This is a genomic window from Streptomyces sp. YS415 (assembly GCF_023544665.1).
Classification (GTDB): Bacteria; Actinomycetota; Actinomycetes; order Streptomycetales; family Streptomycetaceae; genus Streptomyces.
Window position 1 is genome coordinate 15,903 of sequence record NZ_JAMJFL010000006.1, and the last position, 22,289, is coordinate 38,191.

Annotated in this window: 11 protein-coding genes; 2 read left to right on the forward strand and 9 right to left on the reverse strand. The window is 72.4% G+C overall.

The annotated features are described in order from the left end of the window. Positions 1 to 19: 19 nt before the first annotated feature. From M8H82_RS09500 to M8H82_RS09520, 5 genes are all read right to left on the reverse strand, one after another. On the reverse strand, positions 20 to 11,854 hold the full coding sequence (locus M8H82_RS09500) for a non-ribosomal peptide synthetase/type I polyketide synthase (RefSeq protein ID WP_250072084.1): 11,835 nt from the start codon (positions 11,852 to 11,854) through the stop codon (positions 20 to 22). A gap of 291 nt (positions 11,855 to 12,145) precedes the next feature. Continuing rightward, positions 12,146 to 12,817: an enoyl-CoA hydratase-related protein gene (locus tag M8H82_RS09505; protein WP_250072085.1), complete on the reverse strand. Its 672-nt coding sequence runs from the start codon at positions 12,815 to 12,817 to the stop codon at positions 12,146 to 12,148. 39 nt (positions 12,818 to 12,856) lie between these two features. Continuing rightward, complete coding sequence (locus M8H82_RS09510; RefSeq protein WP_250072088.1) at positions 12,857 to 13,435, reverse strand: TetR/AcrR family transcriptional regulator; 579 nt, start codon at positions 13,433 to 13,435, stop codon at positions 12,857 to 12,859. A gap of 449 nt (positions 13,436 to 13,884) precedes the next feature. Further along, positions 13,885 to 14,655 carry a hypothetical protein gene (locus M8H82_RS09515; RefSeq protein ID WP_250072089.1) on the reverse strand — a complete coding sequence of 257 codons (771 nt, stop codon included), beginning with the start codon at positions 14,653 to 14,655 and terminating at the stop codon, positions 13,885 to 13,887. Between the two features lie 288 nt (positions 14,656 to 14,943). After that, positions 14,944 to 15,387, reverse strand: a complete 444-nt coding sequence (locus M8H82_RS09520) for a peptidase inhibitor family I36 protein (protein ID WP_250072091.1) — start codon at positions 15,385 to 15,387, stop codon at positions 14,944 to 14,946. Positions 15,388 to 15,729: 342 nt separating this feature from the next. Between M8H82_RS09520 and M8H82_RS09525 the strand changes: the two genes are divergently transcribed. Beyond that, entirely contained in the window at positions 15,730 to 16,659 is a 930-nt protein-coding gene (locus M8H82_RS09525) for an N-acetylmuramoyl-L-alanine amidase (RefSeq protein WP_250072093.1), read from the forward strand. Here the strand turns inward: M8H82_RS09525 and M8H82_RS09530 are convergent. After that, a complete protein-coding gene (locus tag M8H82_RS09530) occupies positions 16,649 to 17,539 on the reverse strand; it encodes a bile acid:sodium symporter family protein (protein ID WP_250072099.1) in 891 nt (296 codons plus the stop codon). The genes M8H82_RS09525 and M8H82_RS09530 overlap by 11 nt on opposite strands. Positions 17,540 to 17,768: 229 nt before the next feature. Continuing rightward, positions 17,769 to 18,644 (reverse strand): SGNH/GDSL hydrolase family protein, encoded by an 876-nt coding sequence (locus tag M8H82_RS09535; RefSeq protein ID WP_250072100.1) that lies wholly within the window; start codon positions 18,642 to 18,644, stop codon positions 17,769 to 17,771. Positions 18,645 to 18,824: 180 nt separating this feature from the next. On the opposite strand from M8H82_RS09535, the gene M8H82_RS09540 reads away from it, so the two are divergent. Next, positions 18,825 to 20,087, forward strand: a complete 1,263-nt coding sequence (locus M8H82_RS09540; RefSeq protein ID WP_250072101.1) for a helix-turn-helix domain-containing protein — start codon at positions 18,825 to 18,827, stop codon at positions 20,085 to 20,087. 37 nt (positions 20,088 to 20,124) lie between these two features. On the opposite strand, the gene M8H82_RS09545 is transcribed toward M8H82_RS09540, so the two are convergent. Beyond that, entirely contained in the window at positions 20,125 to 20,802 is a 678-nt protein-coding gene (locus M8H82_RS09545; RefSeq protein ID WP_250072102.1) for a response regulator transcription factor, read from the reverse strand. Further along, a complete protein-coding gene (locus tag M8H82_RS09550) occupies positions 20,799 to 22,028 on the reverse strand; it encodes a sensor histidine kinase (RefSeq protein WP_250072103.1) in 1,230 nt (409 codons plus the stop codon). The genes M8H82_RS09545 and M8H82_RS09550 overlap by 4 nt, the downstream gene beginning before the upstream one ends. Positions 22,029 to 22,289 lie beyond the last annotated feature (261 nt).

The following is a 22,289-nucleotide window of genomic DNA, read 5'->3' on the forward strand; positions in this document are numbered from 1 at the left end:
CGCTCCCTCAGCCGCGCCGTCACCCCCGCAGCCGACCCACCCCCTCCACGAGCGGTGCCACGACCTGGTCGAGCAGATGCAGTGGCCCAGCAGCGACCCCGGCCCCCTCCACGGCCTGCCAGTACGCCAGCGCGGTAGGGGCGTCGACCAGGCCCCGTACCAGGGGGACGTCCACGCCGGAGGCGTGCAGCAAGGACTCCGCTCGGCAGGACGCCAGCGTGCCCGCGATCCCGTATGCGGCCGTGGCCTCGGCAGAGGCGACCGCTTCGGGAAGCCCGTCCGCCAAGGTGCGCCGAGTGTCACCGACCGTCAACAGGCCCCCGCCGACGACGAGTACGTCCCCCCGCTCCCGCATCCTGGCCAGCGCGCGATCGGAGGCGAAGCAGTGCGGGAAGCTGTCGTCAACGACGACGGCACCGGGCCGCAGCCGGTCCACGTCGATGAGGTCCCGGTGCCCGCTGACCGCCGCGACGACCAGCCCGGCCCGGTACACGGCGTCGGGCAGGTCCGGGTCGGAGACGTGGACCGCGATCTCGTCGGCCAGCCCGCGTTGCCGCAGTGTTCGGGCCAGCTCCGCGAGACGTGGGCCGCTGCCGGGCACATCGCACAACACCAGCCGGGCGGGCGGCCGTTCGGCCAGGGTGAGCAGCAGCTCCAGCGACGAGGCGCCGATAGAGCCGAGCCCCACTACGGCCACCTCCAGGTCGGCCAGGTCGCCGCCGGTCGCGGTCAGCGCGGCGTTCACCGTGCCGACCACGGAGACGACGGTGGTCGCGTGCCCGGTGGTGACGGAGGCTGCCGCGGCCCGGTCGGCGCGCAGTACGTCGAAGCCGTAGCCGGTGAGTGAGGGGATCATGCCGGCCAGCGAGACGCACCGGGCGCCGAGTTCGGTGGCCGTTCGCACGGCCCGCACGGTGTGCGTGACCAGGGCGCGCTCGCCTGCGAGTTCGTCGGCGAAGAGCGGCAGGGCGACGAAGCCGGAGCGGCCCAGCGGCGTAGTCGTCGTCTCCAGCAGGCGCGGTTCGCCGCCCGGGAACAGCAGGCGGCGGATGTCCTCGCGGGCCGCAGGGGTCTCCGGCAGGCCCGCGAGCCGGGCCAGATGGGCGGGAGCGGGGAGATAACCGACGAGTGCGGCGTCCAAGTCCCTCTCCGCGGTGCGCGGGGTCCGCCGTACGAGCCGGTGCTCGGCGGCCGGTACGGTCCGCACGAGCCGGTCGCGCAGCCCGTCGGCGAACGCGGCGAGCGCGGCCGGATCGAAGGCCGCCGCCGCGCCCCGCACGGTGATCCGCAGCCGGTCCCCGTCGGGCCGTACCGCGAGGAACACGTCCGTCCCGGCCGCGGGCGGAGTGAACCCGCTGTCCTCCTCGTCCCACGACACGGCCAGCACCTCCCCGCCTTGCGGGCCCAGCGCGCCGAAGTCCAGGAAGGTGAAGAAGAACTGCGAGGTCAGCGGCAGCCCGTTGGTGTCACGCGGTACGACGTCCTCATGGACTCGGGCGGCGACCGTCTCCGCCACCACCCGGTGCACCCGGGCCGCGAAATCGTCGCTACGAGGCGCTGTCACGCCCGGCCCGAAGGGGCGGACGGCGACGGCGGTGGCGTACGGCCCGAAGACACGATGGATGTCGGGCAGGGCGTGGTCCCGGCCGGACACGGCCACTCCGATGACCAGGTCCTCCTGACCGGTGCGGGCGGCGAGCGCCGCGTGGTAGGCGGTGAGCAGGGGCGCGTACAGGGTGGCGCCCGCGTCGGCGGCGATCTTTCGGAGTGTGCCCGAGACAGTGGCGTCCAGGATGAAGGCGTGAGAGTGGAAGCCCGGTTGCGCCGTCGGGGTGGGGCGCAGGACCGGCTTGGCGTACGGCGCGGACAGTGCCAGCCGCCGTTGCCGCGCGCCCTCCTCGTCCGCCTGCGGATCCCCGGCCCGCTCGGCGAGGCGCTGCGCGAAGGCGCGGAAGGTGCCGCGCAGTTCGGGCAGTGCGGGTGCCGTACCGCGGCTGAGGGCGTCGTAGGCCTCCGTCAGTTCACCGAGCAGCAGGGCGGCGCTGTAGCCGTCGCCGATCAAGTGGTGGGCGTGCACGACGAGTACGTGGTCGTGCGGAGTCAGGGTGAGGACCCGCAGCCTCAGCAGGGGCCAGGCCCACGGCTCGAAGCGGCGGCGCCGCTCGTGTGCCACCTGTGACTCCAGCTCGTCCGTCCCGGACACGGTCGCGAAGTCGACCGGCAGCCGCAGCGACGCAGGCAGTTGCTGCTGCACCGGCGGCCGTTCCCCCGCCGGGAAGACCGTGCGCAGCATCGGATGCCGGGCCACCAGGGTGTCCACGGCCCGCTGGAACGCCTCCCGGTCGAGCGGGCCGGTGAGGCGCAGCCGCGCCAGCCAGGACCCCCCGTCGCCCGGGGCGAGGGCCTCGGCGAGCAGGAAACCGCGCTGACTGGGCGTGGCGGGGAAGACCGCCGGGACGGCGAGGTCCTCGGGGAGGTGTGCTGCTCCCGGGCTGCCGTCGGCGTCGGCGTCGGCCGGTTCGGCCTGGGTCGCCGCCCTGTCCACGGCCGCGGCGAGGGCGGCCAGCGTGCGGTGCCGGTACACGGCCGTAGGCCTGGGCAGCGGACCGCCGCCGTGCCGGGCGAGCCGGTCGAACACCTGGAGCGCCAACAGCGAATCACCGCCCAGCTCGAAGAAGTCGTCGTCCGGTCCGACCTGGTCGACGCCGAGCACCTCGCACCAGATACGCCCCAGCCGGTCCTCGGTGTCACCGGCGCCGGACCGGGACTCATCCGCCTCCGGCGCCTCGACCGGGGCGGCCAGCAGCGCCCGCCGGTCGACCTTGCCGGTCCCGGTCAGCGGCAGGGCGTCCAGGAGGGTGATGCGGGCCGGCACCATGTACGGCGGCAGCGTCCGCGCCAGATGGCGCCGCAGCGACACCGCGTCCAGGTCCGTACCGCCCTCCGTGTCCCGGAGCACGACGAACGCGGACAGCCGCCCCTCACCGGCCATTACGACCGCCTGCGCGACGTCCGGCCGGCCGCGCAGCACAGCCTCCACCTCGCCCGGCTCGACCCGGTGGCCCCGTATCTTCACCTGGTCGTCGAGGCGGCCGACGAACCGCAGCGCCCCGTCGGGCAGCACCTCCACGCGGTCACCGCTGCGGTACCAGCGACGCCCGTCCCGTTCGATGAACGCGGCCTGTGTCAGGCCGGGTTCGCCGAGGTAGCCGGCGGACAGTCCGATGCCGCCGATCAGGAGTTCGCCGGTGCCGCCGGGACCGTGCGGCTCACCGTCGGGGTCGATGACGAGCAGTTCGGTCCCGGACAGGGCACGGCCGATGGGCAGGGCCTTCGCCTCCTCGTCCGGGCGTTCGGTGACGACGTGGTAGGTGGCGTTGATGGTGGTCTCGGTGGGCCCGTAGAGATTGACGATCGTCTGGCCCGGACCGAACAGGTCGTACCAGCGGCGCACCCAGTCCGCCCACAGCACCTCACCGCCGACGTGGACGAGGCGCAGCGCGGACAGGTCCGGCAGCGGCACACCGCGCCGGACGAGGTCCTCCGCGGCGGTCAGCAGCCGTTCCCACAGCGACGGCACCGAACTCCACACGGTGATCCGGGCCCGCGCCACGTGGTGCAGCAACAGTTCCGGGTCCCGTACGAGGTCGCGGTCGGCGGTCACCACGGTGGCACCGGTGAGCAGGGGCGCGAGCAACTGGCGCACGGAGGCGTCGAAGCAGGGCGAGGAGGTGTTGGCGAGCCGGTCGCCGGGGCCGTAGGCGAAGGTGGTCGTGGCCCAGTGGAGGTAGTTCTCCATGGCGCGGAAGGTGATGGGCACCGCCTTGGGGCGGCCGGTGGAGCCGGAGGTGAAGATGACGTACGCCGTCGCGTCGGCGTCGGCTGTCTCACCGGGGCCTTCGGCTGCCCGTCCGTCGTCGGGCCCGGTGACGGGCACGGCCGTCAGCGCGGTGAGCGCCCGCGCGGCGGTCTCGGTGCCCTCGTCGTGCACGACCACGCGCACAGCGCACCGGCCGGTCTGGTCGGCGAGGCGGGCCGCCGGGTGCTCGGCGTCCAGCGGCACCCATCCCGCGCCCGCGCGGAGGATGCCGACGACGGCGAGCACGGTGCAGGGGCCGGGGGTGGTGAGCATCCCCACCAGGTCGCCCCTGCCTACTCCGTTCTCCCGCAGCCGCCGGGCGAGGGCACCGGTGGCCGCGTCGAGATCGCGGTACGTCAGGACGCGCCGGCCGTCGTCGACGGCGACCGCGTCCGGAGTGGCCCGGAGCTGCTCCAGCAGCCGGGTGACCAGGGTCGACCGGCTGAGGCCCTCCGGTCCCGCCGCGCAAGCGCGCAGCTCGCCCTCGAAGGCGGTGGCGAGGCGGGCGATCGTCGCCTGGGTGAAGAGGCGTTCGGGGAAGTTCCAGGACAGGCGCAGCGTGGGCCCGTCCTCCCAGCAGAGCAGGTTCAGCCGGGTGGCGGCCGAGCCGGTGCCCGCCGCCGTGGGCCGGACCTGGACCGGGCAGTCCGGGTCCAGAGGAGCGGGGAAGCGGGCGAAGCTGAAGCTCGCGGGGCTCACGGTGCGCGGTCCCGAGGTGTCGCTGGGCAGCAGCCGGGCGAGGTCGAGGCTGCTGACGGTGGCGTGCCGCTCGCTGTCGAGCCAGGCCAGCCGCACACGCTCGGCGAGTTGGGGGAGCGGCTCGTCCGGGTCGGTTGTCAGCAGCAGGGGCAGGGTGTCGGCGAGGGGGCCGACCAGCCGGTCGAGGCCGGGCAGCCGGGCGTCGCGGCCCGCGCGGGCGACGTTGACGGCGATGTCGCGCTGTCCGCTCCAGTTGGCCAGGCAGCGGGTGTAGGCGGCGAGCAGGAGGTGGAACAGGGAGACGTTCCAGCGGGCGGCGCGTTCGCGCAGCCCGGCGACGAGGTCTTCGTCCAGGAAGCGGTGCGCGGAGAGCAGCGGGCCGTGGCCCTCCTCGGGGTCGGGGCGGCCGTCGTAGGGCAGGGGCATGGGGGAGTGGCCCGTGAGGCGGGCCGTCCAGTACGCGGTGTCCTCGGCGCGGGCGGAGGGTGTGCCGCCGGTGGCGAGGGCGGCGAAGTCCGCGGTGGGCGGCAGGGGGGCGGGGGCGCGGCCCAGGGCGAGGTCGGTGTGGAGCGTCCACAGTTCCGTGCCGAGGACGTTGAGGCTGTAGCCGTCGGCGGCGACGTGGTGCGCGGACAGCACCAGATGGGCCACTTGGGGGCGCTCGGTCAGCAGCAGGGCCCGAAGGGGCGGTTCGGCGGTGAGGTCCAGCGGCCGGTTGGCCAGCTCCGTCTCCAGCGCCTCGGGCCCGCCCTCGGGGCACGGCCGCGCCTCGAACCACACCGCGGGCTCGGCGCCCGGCGTCACCGTCTGGTGCGGTACGGGGGAGGGGTGGGCGTCGTCCTGGCCGATCCGTACGCGCAGCATGCCGTGCCGCTCGGCGAGCGCGGCGAGGGCGCGGCGCAGCAGACCGGCGTCAAGGGGGCCGTGAATGGTCTGGCGGACCCAGCCCCGTGCGGGAGTCTCGGGATACAGGACGCTGCTGGTGTGCAGGGCCAGTTGGACCGGGGTGAGGGGGAAGGGCATGCCGGGCGGGACGGCGCTCGCCGGGACGGTGCCTCCGCTCGCGTCGGAGGGCGTGGCGTCCAGGCGGGCAGCGAGTTCCCGCACCGTGCGGTACTCGAAGAACAGCGTCGTCGGCAGCTCCCTGCCCAGGGCGCGCTCCAGCCGCCGGACCAGGTCGACCGCGGCGAGCGAGTCCAGGCCGAGGGAGAGGAAGGGGGCGTCCTCGTCGACCTCCTCGGCGGGCAGGTGCAGGGCTTCGGCGAGCAGAGTGCGTACGAGGGCGCGGGTGCCGGAGGCGGCGGGAGCGGGTGCGGGGACGGGGACGGGGACGGGGACGGGGACCGGAGTCGGCACCGGGCTGGCCGCGGGCGCGGGGACCGCAGTGGGCGCCGGCTGCCGAGACGGCCGTACCGCCGGCGCGAGGTCGCTGAAGTCGGCGAGCACGAGCTGCGCGGTGTCGACGGTGCAGGCGGCGCGCAGCGCACGCAGTGCTTCGGCCGGTGCGAGGGGTGTGCCCCCGGCCTGCAGCGGCATCCGTGCCGCTGCAGCGGCGGCGAGCCCCGTGCGGGCCACGGCGCCGAGGTTCACCGCCAGCCAGTGGCGCCCGGCGGCACGCTCGGCCGCCGCGAAGGCGTCGAGGTAGGCGTTGGCGGCGGCGTAGTCGCCGAGCGCGCCCGCGGCACCGGGAACAACGGAGGCCACCGAGGAAAAGGCCACGCACAGGGCCGGGCGGTGCCCGTGGCGGTCGAGGGCACGGGCCAGCAGACGGGTGCCGACGGTCTTGGCGGCCAGTGAACGGCCGGTGTCCGCTTGGCCGGTGCCACGCAAGGAGCCCGGCATGGCAACTCCGGCCAGATGGAACACGGCGTCCAGCGGGGGGACTTCGGCGAGGAGCGCGTCGAGTTGCCGTGTGTCGGTGACGTCGGCCTGTCGGTAGCGGGCGTCGGCACCGAGTTCGACGAGTTCGGTGAGCAGCGCGGCCGGTGGCCGTGGGGAACGGCCGGTGAGGACGAGGGTGGGGCGGCCGCGCCCGGCGAGGTCCCGGGCGAGCGCGGCGCCGAGGCCGCCCGCGCCACCGGTGATCAGGTAGGTGCCGTCGGCGGGCAGCGGGTCCGTGCGGTCGTCGTCCGTCGCGGTGTCTCGGGGCAAGGGTTCGACTCCCCGCAGCAGTCGCGCACCACCGCGCCAAGCGGCTACGGCCACCTTGTCGCCCGGCGCGGCCAACTCTGCGATCAGACCGGCGAGTTGCCGGGCAGCGGTGTCCCGGGAGGACAGGTCGACGCAGACCAGCTCCGCGCCCTGGGTCTCCTCCGGGAAGGCGAGGGCGAGTCCGGTGAGCAGGGCCCGTCCGGGGCGCGGGGTCGCCTCGCCGTCCGCGCCGGTGCGGTGGGCGTCCTCGGTGAGCACGAGCAGGCGCTGGGCACCGGCCCGGTCGAAGAGCCGCAGGGTGTCGCGGAAGGCCGCCGCGGCTTCCGATCCGGTGTCGTCGTCGGCCCGCCCCGCGAGGTGGACGACGGTGTGCGCGGACTCCGTCCCCGGCGCGGCCAGCGGTACCCCGCACTCGGCCAGCCGCGCGGACAGCTCCCGTACCGCCTCGCCGTCGGGCCCGGTGACCAGCGTGACCGGAACCGGTGACAGCGGCTCGGGAAGAGCAGCGGGCGTCCAGACGACCCGGTGCAGCAGCCGGGCGGCGTCGGGGCCGGGCCAGTAGGACCGCCGCTGGAAGGGGTAGGTGGGCAGCGGCACTCGGCGTCCCGTCGGCGCGAGCGCGGCGTGGTCTACGGCGACACCGCGCGTCCACAGCCGGGCGACGGTACGCAGCAGCGCCGCCTTGCCCCGTCCGACCTCCTCGCTCGCGGCGGGCAGGGCGGAGAGCGTGAGGGGCGGCGGGCTGGACCGGTCGGCCGCCAGGCGCACGGCGCCCGGGAGATCGGTGCCGGGCCCCATCTCCACGAACGTGTCGAAGCCGTCCTCGACCAGCCGCCGTGCAGCAGAGGCGAAATCCACCGGTTGCAGGGCGTGTTCGCGCCAGTGGGAGGCGTCGGGGGAGGGTGCCCAGTCGCGTGTGAGGGTGCTCAGCAGCGGTATCGAGGCGGCCCCCGGCGACAGGGCGCGGGCGGCGTCGTACAGCGCCCGCGCGGCCGGTTCCATCAACGGTGAGTGGAACGCCCGGGTGACGCCGAGCCGTTGTGCGGCGACGCCTCGGCCGGTCAGCTCGGCCACCGCGGCCTCGACCGCGGGCACGGTCCCGGACAGCACCAGCCGACCGGGGGCGTTGCGGACGGCGACGGTCAGTGTCCCGTCCGACGCGGCGACCAGGGCGTGAACGACGTCGTCCGCCCCGCGTACGGCGGCCATCGCGCCCTGCTCGGTCAGTTCGGCGAGGATCCGGCCCCGCTCGGCGGCGAAGCGGACGGTGTCGGACAGCGGGAGCACGCCCGCCGCGCAGGCCGCGGCCAGCTCCCCGACGCTGTGGCCGGTGACGGCGTCCGCTACGACGCCCCAGGCACCCAACTGCCGGGCGAGCGCGACGGCGTGGGCGACCAGGACGGGCTGGGTGATCTCGGTGCGTGCCAGGTCGGCCGGGTCGACGCCGGGGTCGGTGCACCATTCGGTGAGGGTGCGGCCGTGGAGCGGGCCGAGGTGTGCGGAGGCCTCGTCGAGGGTGTCGCGGAACACGCGCGCGGTGGCGTACAGACCGGCCCCCATGCCGGGACGCTGGGTGCCCTGCCCGGGGAAGAGGAAGGCGAGGCGGGGGCGTGCCCGGACCGTGCCGGCGGACGGCAGTTGCGAGGTGCTGTCACTCGCCGAGGCCAGGGCGGCCAACTGTGCGCGTACGTCGCCGTCGCAGACGAGCGCGAGCCGGTGCGGGGCGTCGTCGCGGGCCGTGCCCGCGGTCAGGCACAGGTCGGCCTCGGTGATGTCCGGGCGGGCGGTCAGGTGGTCCGCCAGTTCCCGGACGAGGGCGCTCAGGGCAGGTGGGGTGGCCGCGGAGAGTGCGAGGAGGTGGGGCCCGTCCGCCTCCTCCGGCGCCGCGTCGCTTGTACGGCCGAGGGGTGCGGGCGCCTGTTCCAGTACGGCGTGGGCGTTGGTGCCGCCGAAGCCGAAGGCGTTGACCCCCGCCACGAGCGGGCCCCCCGAGGGTGGCGCGGGCCAGGGGACGAGCCCGCCGGGCACCTGGAACCCGGATCCGGCGAGTGCAGCGGCGGGCGGCTCGGAGTGCAGCGAGGGCGGCACCTGGCCGTGCTGCAGCGCCAGTACGACCTTCACCAGGCCGGGCAGCGCGGCGGCGTTGAGCAGGTGACCGATGTTGGTCTTGGCCGAGCCCAGCAGGCGCGGCCGTCCGTCCGGCAGCGGGGGGAAGGCGTGGGCGAGGGACTTCAGTTCGACCGGGTCGCCGAGGGCGGTGCCGGTGCCGTGCGCCTCGACGTACGTCACGTCGGCCGGGTCGAGGGCCGCTGCGGTGTGGGCGGCGGTGATGACCTCGCGCTGGCGGGCGGGGTTGGGGGCCAGCAGGCTCAGTGAGGTGCCGTCGTTGTTGACGGCGGTGGACAGGACCACGGCGAGCAGGTCGTCGCCCGCGCGCCGGGCGTCCTCCGTTCGTCGCAGGACGAGCACCGCGCCGCCCTCGCCGGGTACGAAGCCGTCCGCGCCGGCCGCGAAGGCCCGGCTGCGGCCGGTCGGGGACAGGGCCTGCGCGCCGTGCAGCATGCGGTGCCCGGTCGGCGTGAGATGCAGGTTGACGCCGCCGACGAGGGCGATGTCGCACTCGCCGTCCGCGAGGCTGCGGCGGGCCAGGTGCACGGCGACGAGCGCGGACGAACAGGCGGTGTCCACGGTCAGGGCGGGACCGTCCAGGTCGAAGCTCTGCGCGATGCGGGCCGCGAGGAGGTTGGGGAGGTTGCCGGTCAGTGCCGCGGGCGGCAGCTGGGTGCCGTGTGCCCGCTCCAGGAGTTCGCGGTAGCCGCTGTCGCCGGTCGTGGTGAACACGCCGATGCGGTGGGCGCGGCGGCGCGGCCCGGCGTAGCCGGCCCGTTCCAGGGCTTCGTGGGCCAGTTCCAGTAGCAGCCGGGCTTGCGGGTCGAGTGCCCGGGCCTCTTCGTCGCCGATCCCGAACCGGGCGGCGTCGAAGCCCGCCGGGTTCTTCAGGAACGCTCCCCACCGGGCCTCGGGTATCTCCTCGCCTTCCCACCGGTGCGGTGGCACGGGGGTGACGAGGTCGCGTCCATCGGCGAGCAGCTGCCAGTACTCGTCTGGGGTGGTGACGCCGGGGAAGCGGCAGGCGAGACCGACGACGGCGAGCGTGCCGTCCGGCAGCCGGCCCGTTTGGCGTGCCGTCGACGGCGCCGTCCCCTGCGACTTCGGCTCCGGCCTGTCGAGCAGGTGGCCGACGATGTCGGACACGGTGTCCGCCCCGGCGCGCAGCGCCGACACCTCCAGGTCGCTGCCGAAGACGTCCTCCAGCGCGGCCAGTACCTCCATCGCCTTCAGCGAGGTCCCGCCGAGCGCGCGGAAGGACGTACGGGCGTCGATCCGCTCGACAGGCAGGCCCAGCACGGCGGCCCACACCTCGCGCACCGTCCGCTCGGCCGCGGCCTGCGACCGGGGCACACCGCGCTCGCCCGGCTCGCGGGTCATGCCGCCGGGCGTGCGGAGCACGAGGTGGGAGAAACGGCCCGCCTCGAACCGCTCGCGCAGCGCATGGCGGCGTATCTTGCCGCTGGTGGTGCGGGGGAAGCGGCCGGGCGGCAGGGCCACGACCCGTACGTCGTCGTGGAAGAGCGCCTCGCCCACCCGGTCCGCGACCCGGCGCAGCACCTCGTCGGCCGAGCGGGGCGGGCGGGCCCAGGCGACGCAGACCAGCACGCGTTCATGGCCGGTGACGGGGTCGGTGGAGCCCACCACCGCGGCGGTTCCGGGCGGCAGGCCGGGCGTTGCGGCGGCGACCTCCTCCAGGTCGGCGGCGTGGTACTTCAGCCCGTTCAGGAAGAGCACGTCCTTGCGCCGGCCGCTGACGAAGAGCCGCCCGTCCCGCAGAAAGCCCAGGTCTCCCGTGCGCAGCCAGCCCTCCGTGCCGAAGGCGGCGGCGGTGGCGTCGGGCAGTCCCAGGTAGCCGCGGGCGAGTTGGGGCCCGCGTACCTCGATGTGCCCCACCCGCCGCTCACCGAGCACCCGTCCGCTGTCACCGACGATCCGCACGGAGCAGCCGGGCACGGGATGGCCCAGGTCCATGAGTTCGACGGCGCCGCCAGCCGCGCCGGAGGGAGCGTCGACCACGCGCCCGCGGCTGAGCGCGTCCCGCTGCACCGCCAGCGGCACGGCCACTTCGCCCGGCGGCGGGAACGTCACGGCCAAGGTCGCCTCGGCGAGCCCGTAGACGGGCTGAAGAGCGTGCGCCGCAAGTCCCGCGAGCCGCGTATGGCAGGCGAAGTTCCGCCAGACGGTGGGGGAGATCGGCTCGGCCCCGACCACCACCCGCCGGACGCTGCGCAGGTCGAACCGGGCCATGTCCGCCTCCGCCGTCCGCCGAACGGCCAGCGCGAGGGCGAAGTTGGCGGCCGACAGATGGGTGGCCCGGTGCGCGGTGGCCTTCTCGAACCAGAGTCCCGGCCGCCGGGCGAACGCCGACGGCCCGATCTTGACCTGCCGGGCCCGGGCGGCGAGCGGCGCGAGGTGCGTGCCTATCAGCCCCATGTCGTGGAAGTACGGCATCCAGCTCAGCACCACGTCGGCGGCGCCCAGGTCGGACACGGCCACGATCTGGCGCAGGTTGGCCGTCACCGCCGCATGGGTCAGCTCGACGCCCTTGGGCTGCCCGGTGCTGCCGGAGGAGAACTGCACGAACGCCAGATCGCCAGGCGCTCCCGGCCAGGCCGCGTCCCAGGGCTCGTCGTCCGGCAGCGCGTCCACCCGCAGTACGGCGGCCTCGGCGGGCAGGTGCCGTGCCAGGTCCTCTCCCGCCGCGTCCACGAACAGGGGCGGTCGGCCCAGGTGTTCCCACACCGGCGCCACCCGGCGGGCGTCGGCGGCGAGCGGCACCGGGACCAGACCGGCACCGACGAGGCCCCAGAACATCATCTGGAAGTCCTCGCTGCGGTCGGCGACCAGCGGCACACAGGTGCCGGGCGCGACACCGGCCGCCCGCAGCCCTCCGGCGATGCGCACGGCGTCGGCCAGCAGTTGGCGGTAGGTCACGGTCGACTCGCTGCCGTCGCCGCGCACATGCACGGTCACCTGCTCGGGGGCCTGGCGGGCGGCGTCCAGCAGGACGTTCCACAGGGTGTCGTTGCTCATGTCGTCTGCTCACACCAGGTCGAAGCCCTGCGGCAGGGCGGGACGGAGTCGGCCGGCTCGCACCGTCGCGAACCGGCCGTAGGGTGTCGTGGCGATCTTGTCCACTGCTTGTCGGGCGCTTGCTGCCGAGCACCGAGGACCGTGCATCGGGCCCCCGCCGGACCGGCAAACGGATGGGGACCCCCGCCACACACGTTCGAAACCGATATGGATCAAGATCTACCCGATGTGTATATCACCACGGCTCGTCGATCTGATGCGGCACCTGGAGTGCTGTGGGTGAGGTGCAGGTCAGCCGAGCGGGTTCGTCGTGTCGCGCAGGAGGGCCAGAGCCGGGGCGTACATGCGGGACTTGATGGTGCCGAGGGTGTCGCCGGCCTTGTTCACCTGGGCCTGGGCGAGCTCGATCGCGCTGGTGCGCACGGCGTCCTCGGCGACCGCCTGGTCGACTATGCCGACGGCCGCGGCGTCGGTGCCGCCGTAGCGGCGGGCGGTGAGCATGGCCTCGTGCGCGGTCCGCGGCGCCAGCCGGGACTGGATGAGGGCGGCCATGCCGGGCGTGAAGGGGATGTTGATGTCCGCTTCGGGCAGGCACCAGTAGCCGCGGTCGGCGCGCATCACGCGGAAGTCGTGAGCGAGGGAGAACATCGCTCCGGCGGCGAAGGTGTGTCCCTGCAGCGCGGCCACTGTGATGAGCGGCAGCGACAGCATCCGTGCGAGAAGCTCATGGACGGAGACGACGTAGTCCTGGTGCTGGTCGGCGTGGGCGAACAGCCACTCCAGATCGAGCCCGTTCGAGTAGAACTTGCCGGTGGCGGTGGTGACCAGGGCACGAGGGCCTTCCGCCTTCTCCACCTCGTCGAGCGCGGCGCTGACGGCGGTGAGCCAGTCGGGGTGGAAGCGGTTCTCGGTGTCTCCCAGGTCGAGGACGAATATGTTGTCCTGACGGTCCAGCGAGGGCATGGCGACTCCTTCGAGCTGTGTGGGTGAAGCGGCTGCGGGCTACGGCCGTGGACCGGATCCTGAACCGGGACGGTCGCGCAGGGCGTAGATGAGCAGGTCGTGGATCTCGGCGGCGGCCGCCTCGATCGGGGCGGTGTTCCGCTCGGCCCGGCACATGATCACCGCGCCTTCGACCGCGGCGATGACGAAGGCTCCGAGCCGGCGGCTGCGTTCCTCGGTCAGACCGTGCCGGACGAACAAGGCCGCAAGGGCCTCCTGCCAGCGGGCGAAGACCGCGGCGGCGGAACGGGCGAGCTGGGGCGCGTCGTCGTTGGTCTCCACGGCCACCGCCGCGATCGGGCAGCCGGCCCGGAAGTCGCTCTCGAGGAGCCGGTCGCGCCACAGTACGAAGAACGCGTCGACGGCCTCCAGCGGATCGTCCGTCTGCATGGCGGCGTGGATGAGGCCCGCGATGAAGTCCCCCGCCAGTTCCACCGCTTCGTCGATGAGCTGCGCGCGCCCGCCGGGGAAGTGGTGGTACACCGAGCCCCGGGGGGCGCCGCTGTGAGCGAGTACCCGGTCGATGCTGGTCGCGCTCGCCCCGTACTCACGCAGCAGAGCTGCAGCACTGAGGATCATACGGTCGCGGCTCTCACCCTTGCGCGGACTCATCCGCTCCCGACCTTCCGCACGGCGATACCGCCCCCCCCAGTTGGCTACCTGCTGGTAACTTATGGGGTATGCCATAGAACATGCAAGAGGGCTGCGGGGGAAACGGAATCGGCAGGTGGCCGACCGCAGATGCTGGAATAGAAGGTCCGGCCGGAGCCAACGCCGCGCTACAGCGGCGATGCTGGTGGCACATGTCTCGATCCGGCGGCGCATGGCCTTATTGGGGTACCACCCGCCGGAACAGCGGAATTTGTTCCGGTCCCGCCGCGGCCCTCGTCGGCGTAGGCCGTCAAACGCCACGCCGACAAGGGCTGCTCGCCGGCCGCCGCCGGCTCCACTGCCGCTACGAACGCGAAGCCGAGGACTCCCTCGCCTTCACCAGCTCCGCAGCCACCATCACTTAGGTGACGCGGACATCAGTTCACTACGACATTGTCCCCGGCCGAGGTCGAGGGTCCGGTGGTGGTGTTGCCGTGGTACGCCCAGCGCCACGTACCCGTCTTGGAGGCCTTCACGGTCGTCCTGAGGTCACCCGAGCTGTTCGCGTACACCTTCTTCACCGTGGTGTAGGAGGCGGCGCCGGAGGGCTTGAACTGCAGGCTCACCAGGCGGCCTCCGTAGGAGGCGTACTTCCTGGTCTCCCAGTTGGCCCGTGTGACCTTTCCGGTCACGGTGATGGTCTTGTCCTTGGCCACCGGTTCCGGCGAGGCGTTGACGGTCAGGCGGGAGTTGCGCTTGACGTAGACGGTCAGACCCTCGTCGTCGGTGTCACCACCGTCGCCCTTGAAGTACACCTGGGCCGCGACCTTCCAGGCCCCGGCCTCGCTGTTGTGCATGTCCCATACGCTCGGGTCGAAGTACATCGTCTCGTTGAAGTCGCAGACGCCCGAGCTCACCTTGATGCAGTCGCTCGTCTCGATGGCGTGCCACAGTTGATCACCACCGTTCGCAGTTCCGCGGTAGAGGAATACCGCTGGGTACTCCCACGCCTCAGTGGTCGCCATCCGGAAGGAGGCGGGCGCCGCGACCTCGTTCGACACCCCGATCACAATCGGCTTGCCGCCGTTCACCTGGACGCGGGTGAACGAGACCCCACCCTCGGCCGCCCCGGCCGGCACGGCGGCCACGGCCGTGAACACCACCGCCGCACCACCGGTCACGGCGGCTCTCCAGACCTGCTTCCCCACCTGATCCCCAATCTACGTACACATATGCTCCCGAGGGCATATCCCTCCAGCGCCTTGCAGACAGCCGGCGTCCCTACGTGGTTGTGCACCCGCGCATCACAATGCGGTCTCGGACAATCCCCGCCCGAGTTCGGCGTCTGGGCGCCGGTCGCAACGGCTCGGATCGTGTTGCGTTGGTGGCCCACCACCTGAGAGTGGTGCGAGCACCGCCCAGCGCTGCTGGCGCCGGGCAGTGCTCGCGCGGGTCTGGATGCCGTGACCCCTACGCTGACGGGCAATCAGTGGTTGCTAGCACGACTCGCTCATGCTGTTGAGCAGCTTGAAGGACGACAACTTGTCGTTGGCGAACGGGTTGACGTTGGGCGAGTAGTACCCCGGCGGGATCTTGGCGATGCCCTGCACTGCCATCGGGTGTTGGTAGTCGATGGCTTCGTACACGCACACATACTTGCTCGTCCGGTTCCAGTACGAGGTCATGTGGTCGTTGATGAAGGGGCCGACGTTGGGCGTGCTGTAGCCGCTCAGGAACCAGCGTCCCGTGTAGTTCGAATCGCCCCAGATGCAGAAGGCGTTGGCCACGCAGTCGCTGGTGGCCGATATGGAGGAAGAACCATCTGCGGGTGCGACCTGAGCGAGCGGGCTCGCTGCCGCGCTGGGTCCGGTGATGGTGACGAGCGAGATGACGGAAGCGGCCGCGACCGTTCCGGCCGTGCGGGAAAAGATGTTGACCACGTCATTCCTGGAGTTGAGGAACGGGATGCGCGACGGCGCATGCACCGTCCTTGACGGATACAGAGGCAGAGTCCGGACCGGATTTCCCTGGTCCTGCGCTGTGAGCACGGGCACGCCCTGCACAAAGTCGGAACGTGCCTGATCTCCCGCTACTACGAGCGTTGTGCCGTGCCGGTTCGAGCGGCAGTGAAGAACGCCGCGACGACGTGCGGTGGGAATGCCGTGTCACGTGAACCGTTCTCAGTCGGCCGTCGTTGTAGCGGGTGCCACCACACGCCGAGCTCTGATGCCAACAGCCGGGCGATGGCGCCTATGTGACGACTCATCGAAAGGCCCACGATCATGGCCAAACCCCTGTCCGCCGCCAAGATGCTCTCCGCCCTGAAGGCCGAGGGCCTCACCGTGCACGAGCACGCCGGATGGAAGACCCACAACCGCGAGGCGGCCACGGGAAAGACGTTCGGCCCGGTGATCGGGGTGCTCATCCATCACACCGGCGGGCACAACGACAAGGAACTCTGCTTCCGGGGCCGACCCGACCTTCCAGGCCCGCTGTGTCATGCCTGGCTGGGCAAGACCGCCGGGCTGTGGTTGCTCGGACACGGCCGGACCAACCACGCCGGTGCCGTCGATCTCGACGTACTCGAAGCGCTCCGCGACGAAGCTCCCCTCCCGCGCGACAACCAGGCCAACGCCGACGGCAACGACGCGTTGTACGGGCTGGAGATCGAGAACCGCGGCAGGGGCAACGATCCGTATCCAGACGCCCAGTATCAGCGGGCCGTGCTGTGGGCCGCCGCGATCTGCCGGGCCCACGGCTGGAGCGAGAAGTCGATAGCGGGGCACAAGGAGGTCCAGCCCGGAAAAATCGACCCGAGCTTCGACATGGACGACTTCCGGGCCGACGTGAAGAGGCAGCTGACCCGTAAGCCGGGTGGAGGCGGGGCGGCCAAGCCCGGCGGCGGCTCCGCGGCCAGGCCGCGAGTCGACCTGTCACGCCTGATCAAGGCGGCGAAGACCGACCCCGGTGCCAAGCAGGGCCACATCACCTACATGGCGGGGACGAATCTGACCGAGGCCGCCCTGGTCCAGTTGGGCTACCTCGCCAAGGCCTACGCGGGCGACGGGTCCTTCGGCTCCACCACGGTGGCCGCGTACGCCAAGTGGCAGCGCCGGCTCGGGTACTCCGGCGACGATGCCAACGGCATCCCGGGCAAGGTCTCGCTGGCCGAACTCGGGGACAAGACAGGCCTGTTCACGGTCACCGCCTGAGCGGCTGGTCGAGACGCCTCTCGGCGTCCGAGTGCCGTCGCGTGACCAGGTAGCCGAAGGCGGTCGCGAGGACGTACATGAGGATCGAGTACACGGCGCTGGGGATCGCGACCTCGGTGCTGTCGAGCACGCTGAGCGCGATGGTGAGTGCCACGGTCGTGTTGTGGATCCCGACCTCCATGGAGCTTGCTATCGCCTGGCGTTTGTCCAGGCGCAGCAGCCGGGCACCGGCGTAGCCGAGGGTGAGGCTTGCGAGGCAGAAGATGCCGGTCACGAGCCCGACCTGCTGGGTGTAGTCGGCCAGGTTCTCCCGCTCACCCAGCAGGGCACCGACCGAAACGATCACCAGTACGGCGATGGAGAAGATCCGGACCGGGCGGTCGCTGCGAGCGGCGAAGTCGGCCGAGCGCCGGCGGACCACCATGCCTATGCCGACCGGGATGAGCACGACCGCGATCACCTGTACCACTTTGCCGAGTTGCAGGCCGAGGTCGCCCTGGGCGTCGAAGTGGTCGATGGCGAGGTTGGTGATGACCGGGATGGTGATGGCGGCCAGCACCGAGTTGATGGCGGTCAGGGTGATGTTGAGGGCCACGTCTCCGCGGAAGAGGTGGCTGAACAGGTTGGCCGTGGTCCCGCCGGGGGAAGCGGCCAGCAGCATCACGCCGACGGCGAGCAAGGGGTCGAGGTCGAAGACCTTGACCAGCCCGAACGCCACGAGGGGGAGTACCAGCACCTGCAGCACCAGCGCGACGACCACCGCCTTCGGGGTGCGAGTGACCCTCCTGAAGTCGTCGGTGGTCAGGGACAGCCCGAGGCCGAACATGATGATCGCGAGCGCGATCGGCAGGCCGGTGGTGATGAGTGCCGAGTCGTTCATTGCTGTCCTTGAGGTCTGGACGGGGTGTGGGTGGCGCGTGTGTTCCGGCTCCTGCTGAGGGGCGTTGCGCGTCCGCTTCCCGGGCACGCCCGACGCCGAGATTGCGCCACCAGGTTTTGGCCACCGCTTCAGACGTGAGTGTGACTCACCGCTGGTCAGTTGGGGAGGGGGAGGCGCCGCCAATATCGTCCGCCCCCTCCCGCGTTTTCCGCTGGGCCGCCTCCTGTGCTCAGCCGGTGCGAGTGGTGGACAGGACCGCGGCGGCGAGGGCGTGCCCGATGGCTTTGGAGCCGTTGGCGTTGGGGTGGAGCGGTGTGGCGACGTGGGTGGGGACGAGTCCTTCGATGTGGCGGTCGGCGGGTGCCGCGCACGTGTCGTGGCCGATGCCGAGGGAGTAGGTGTCCACGTAGGTCGCACCGTTCTGCCCGGACGTCGTCCGGAGTGCGGCGCTGAGGTGGTCGACGGCGCCCTGGATGTAGGTGGCGTCGACGTCCCAGATGGGCTGGGTGGGGTAGCAGCCGCCGGGACGGATGTAGTTGCCGTATCCGATGACGAACACCTCGGCGTACGGTGCGCGTTGGCGGACCTGGTCGAGGGTGGTGGCGAACTTCGGGGCCCAGACGTCGATGCGTGCCTTCACGGTGTCGACGCCGTCCTTGGTGTTCCTGGCGGCGCAGCTGGTTCCGACGGGCTTGGGCAGCAGGTTGACGCATCCCAGGGCGGTTGCGACCAGTCCGGTGTCGTTGCCGCCGATGGTGATGCTGACGACGTCCGTCTCGGCGGAGAGGGCGTCGAACTGGGGCTTGGTGCCGAGGTGCTGGGAGGTGGTGAAGTGGTCGGCGGTGGCGCCGGAGCAGCTGACGTCGGTGAGTTCGGCGCCCAGCGCCTTGGCGGCGATGTGCGGGTAGTCGGCCAGGGAACGCGCGCACAGCAGGTTCGAGGGGTCGATCGGCGGCACCAGGGGTGCGGCGGCGTACGAGTCGCCCAGGGCCACGTACTCGAGGGGCTCGGTGGTCTCGGTGGCAACGGCCGGGGCGACCACTGTTGTTGACAGTGCTGTGGCTGCCACGGTGGCTGCCAGCGCCGTTCGCAGGCTGAGGTTCACGTGCGGCTCCTTTGGCTCTTGGGGGGGTGCGCGCGGATGCACCGGGGTGTCAGGGGATGGGGGCCGGCCGGCAGGCGGACAGTCCTGTTTACCGGCCGGTAAGTTTGTGGTGCGATACATCATGTCGGTTGCCGCTCCCCGTGCTTCCGGTCAGGAGAACAGCGTTCCGAGGGGTGGTTTGTGTCCGCGTACAACGTCGGCACGCTTGGCGACAGCGGTGAGAGCGTGCAGCAGTACCTCCTCAGATCCGTATACCGGCTGCAGGCAGCGGTCCTGGAGCGGCTGACCGCGGAGCTCCCCGTCTACCGGAAGTTGCCCACCGAACAGCTCAACGGCGATGTCGCGCGCATGGTGCGTCGCGGCATCACCGACTTCGCGGGGGTCCTGGCGAGCGGCTCGATGCCAGGCCCCGAGCAACTCGCTCAGCTGACCAGCTCGGCCACCCGCCGGGCGGAGGAAGGGTTGCCGGCCGAAGCCATCGTCTGCGCCTACTTCCTCGGGGCCCGCCTGTGCTTGGACGACGTCACCGCGGCGGCCCGCCCGGAAGACCTTCCTGCCGTCACCGCCACGTACAGCCTGCTGCTGGGGTACCTCCAGCACGTCACCACCGCCGTCACGGCCGGTTATCTGCAACAGCTGTCGACCACCGTCGGCGAACGGCACAGTGCCCGCCAACTACTGCTGACCGCGCTGCGCGAGGGCCGCGTCGACGAGGGGGCGGCCAGGGAAGCGGGGCTCACCCTCCCTCCCGGCTACCTCGTGCTCGCCCTGGCCATCGGGGCGCATGCCGATGAGCACGCGCCCGGCGTGGACACCAACGCGGCGGCCCAGCGCAAACTCAGGCGTCTGCGCACGGAACTCGCCCTGCACAGCCGCGGCGCAGCGCTCTCCTCACTGACCACTGCCGGGGGCCTGGTGCTCCTGCCCAGCGACACCAGCCCCTGCGAACTCGGCCCGGCCCACTGGGAGGACACCGCGCAGCTCCTGACCCGTCTGCAACGAGCGTGTGGTGCCACCGTTCTCGCCGCCGCAGTCCCGGCTGTGCCGGGCGATGTCGCCCGTGCGTGCCCCATCGCCACCGAGCTGGTCCACATCGCGACGACCTCCGCCCGCCCACCGGGCCTGTACCGGCTGGAGGACCTCGCCCTGGAGTACCAGCTTGCCCGGCCCGGCCCCGCCCGCGCCCACGTCGCCCGCCTCCTGGACCCGCTGGACGCTCACGCCGACCTGCTGCTCACCCTGACGGCTTTCCTGCGTCACGACCTGGACCGCCGCGCCACCGCCAGAGCCCTCAACGTGCACCCCAACACCGTGCTCTACCGGCTCCGCAAAATCGCCGGGCTCACGGGCCTCGACGCCTCCCGCCCCACCGACCTGCCCACCATTCATGCCGCTCTTACCTGCCGTACCGTCCAGGACTTGCCGGACGCGAGCAGCGGTTGAGGGCCGCTGTGGGCGCCGGCCCCCTGATGGCTCGCGGTCAGTGACCGACGTCGTGGTCGCCCGCTTCGATCAGTCCGCTCTCGTAGGCGAAGATCACGATCTGGATGCGGTCCCGCAGACCGAGCTTCGCGAGGATGCTCGACACATGGGACTTGACGGTCGCGGCACCGATGAAGAGCTGCTCGGCGATCTCCGAGTTGCTCGCGCCGCGGGCGGCGGCGATGACGACCTCGCGCTCGCGGTCGGTGAGCCGCGCCACCCGGCCCGACGCGGCTGAGCTGACGACACGGCGCCCGGCGAACTGGTCGATGAGACGCCGCGTGATCGAGGGAGCCAGCAGGGCTCCGCCCTCGGCCACGGTGCGTACGGCGACAGCGAGTTGCTCCGGCGGGATGTCCTTGAGGACAAAGGCGCTGGCTCCGACGCGCAGGGCCTCGTAGACGTATTCGTCCGGCTCGAAGGTGGTCAGGATCAGCACCCGCACCGGCCAGTCCGCCTCCTGCAGGATCCGGGAGGTCGCTTCGAGGCCGTCCATCTCGGGCATGCGGATGTCCATCAGGATCACGTCCGGACGCTGCAGGCGGGCTGCCTCGATCGCCTCCAGACCGGTCCCCGCCTCGGCCACGACCTCGATGTCGGCGTGGATCCGCAGGATCATGGCGAAGCCCCGGCGGACCAGCGCCTGGTCGTCGGCGACGACGACGCGGATGGTCACGCGGGCTCCTCATGGACGGGTTGGAGGGGCAGATGGGCGGTCAGGCGGAAACCGCCGCCGGGCCGCGGCCCCGCGTCGAGCGTGCCGCCGAGCAGCAGCGCCCGCTCCCGCATGCCGACGATGCCGTGGCCGCCCGTCCCCGTACCGCGGGCGGTACCGGATACGGACTGCAGGGCGGCGCCCTTGCCGTCGTCGACGACGTCGACGCTGATGCCGGGGCCGCACGGGTCGTGCTGGAGGCGGACTTCGGCGCGCGTGTGCGGTCCGCTGTGCTTGAGCACGTTGGTCAGTGCCTCCTGGACGATGCGGTAGACCGACAGCTCCACGCGGGCCGGGAGGGACGCGCGGATGTCGTCGGTGAGCGAGACGTCGAGCCCGGCCTCACGGACCTGCGCGACGAGCCGGGGCAGATCGGTCAGGCCGGGCTGGGGGCCGAGTCCGTCGCGCTCGGGCTTGGGGCGCAGTACTCCCAGCAGGTGCCGCAGCTCGTCCAGTGCCTGGCGTCCGGCTTCCTCGACCGCAGTCATCGCCTCCAGGGCGCCCTGGGGGTCCTCGGCGGCCACCATCCGGGCGGCGCCGGCCTGCACGGTCATCATGCTCACCCGGTGGGCCACCACGTCGTGCAGTTCCCGGGCGATGTGGGTGCGCTCCTCGGCGGCGATGCGCCGTGCCTCGGCGGCCTGAGCCAGAGCGCGCTGCGCAGCGCGCTCGGAGCGCAGCCGCAGGCGCCTGCCCATGTACCAGGCGCCCAGCATGATCAGGCAGCCGAAGCCGGTCTCCTCCGCGGGCAGGGAAAGGAGCAGGCCGTCGATGGTGAGCGCGCCGGCTGCCGCCGCGACGCCGAGGGGACCCCATCGTCGGTCGTCAGTATGCCGTCCCACGCTGTACAGGGCGACCATCACGATTCCGCTCACGGTGGCGTAACTGCTGCCCAGCGTCGGGGCCCACGCCGCGAGCGCCACGCCCAGTACCGCGATCGGCTTGTGCCGACGCCAGTAGAGCGCCACGCCCGCGGCCATGAAGAGCAGGAGGACCGGCAGGGGCAGGTCGACGACCGACCGGGCGACGATGGTGTCTCCCGGACCCTCCTCCAGAAGCGTCGTCGCCAGGAACATGGCGAGGGCGAGGAGGGCGTCCGCGGTCCGCGGCCAGCGCACGAAAGGGCCGCGGAACTTGGACGGCACACGTCGGACGGGCGTCCCGGCAGGCTCTGCCGTGCGGTTCATCCTCGCTCCATCACCGGGCTTCTGCCGCGCCGACCTCGATGGTCAAGGCGCTGAGCCGCCATCGTATTTCCCTGTCCGAGACGTCGTCACCCGTCGGCAGGCGGATCCGGCTGTCCGCCTGCAGGGGGAGGCGCCGCGCCGATGTACCCGTCCCGCGCCGGAGCTTCGAACCCCTCCGGCGGCCGGGGACAGCGGCGGCCGCCGGCGCCCACGATGGGAGCGCCGCACGCCGTACGCCGTCGCCGTGCCACAACGTCGCCG

Bases quoted from the DNA above. Each gene is read 5' to 3' on its own strand.
- M8H82_RS09505 (WP_250072085.1), bottom strand. From the start codon at position 12,817: ATGCCCTCGCTGGACCGTCAGGACAACATATTCGTCCTCGACCTGGGA.
- M8H82_RS09550 (WP_250072103.1), bottom strand. From the start codon at position 22,028: ATGAACCGCACGGCAGAGCCTGCCGGGACGCCCGTCCGACGTGTGCCG.
- M8H82_RS09525 (WP_250072093.1), top strand. From the start codon at position 15,730: ATGGCCAAACCCCTGTCCGCCGCCAAGATGCTCTCCGCCCTGAAGGCC.
- M8H82_RS09510 (WP_250072088.1), bottom strand. From the start codon at position 13,435: ATGATCCTCAGTGCTGCAGCTCTGCTGCGTGAGTACGGGGCGAGCGCG.
- M8H82_RS09500 (WP_250072084.1), bottom strand. From the start codon at position 11,854: ATGAGCAACGACACCCTGTGGAACGTCCTGCTGGACGCCGCCCGCCAG.
- M8H82_RS09530 (WP_250072099.1), bottom strand. From the start codon at position 17,539: ATGAACGACTCGGCACTCATCACCACCGGCCTGCCGATCGCGCTCGCG.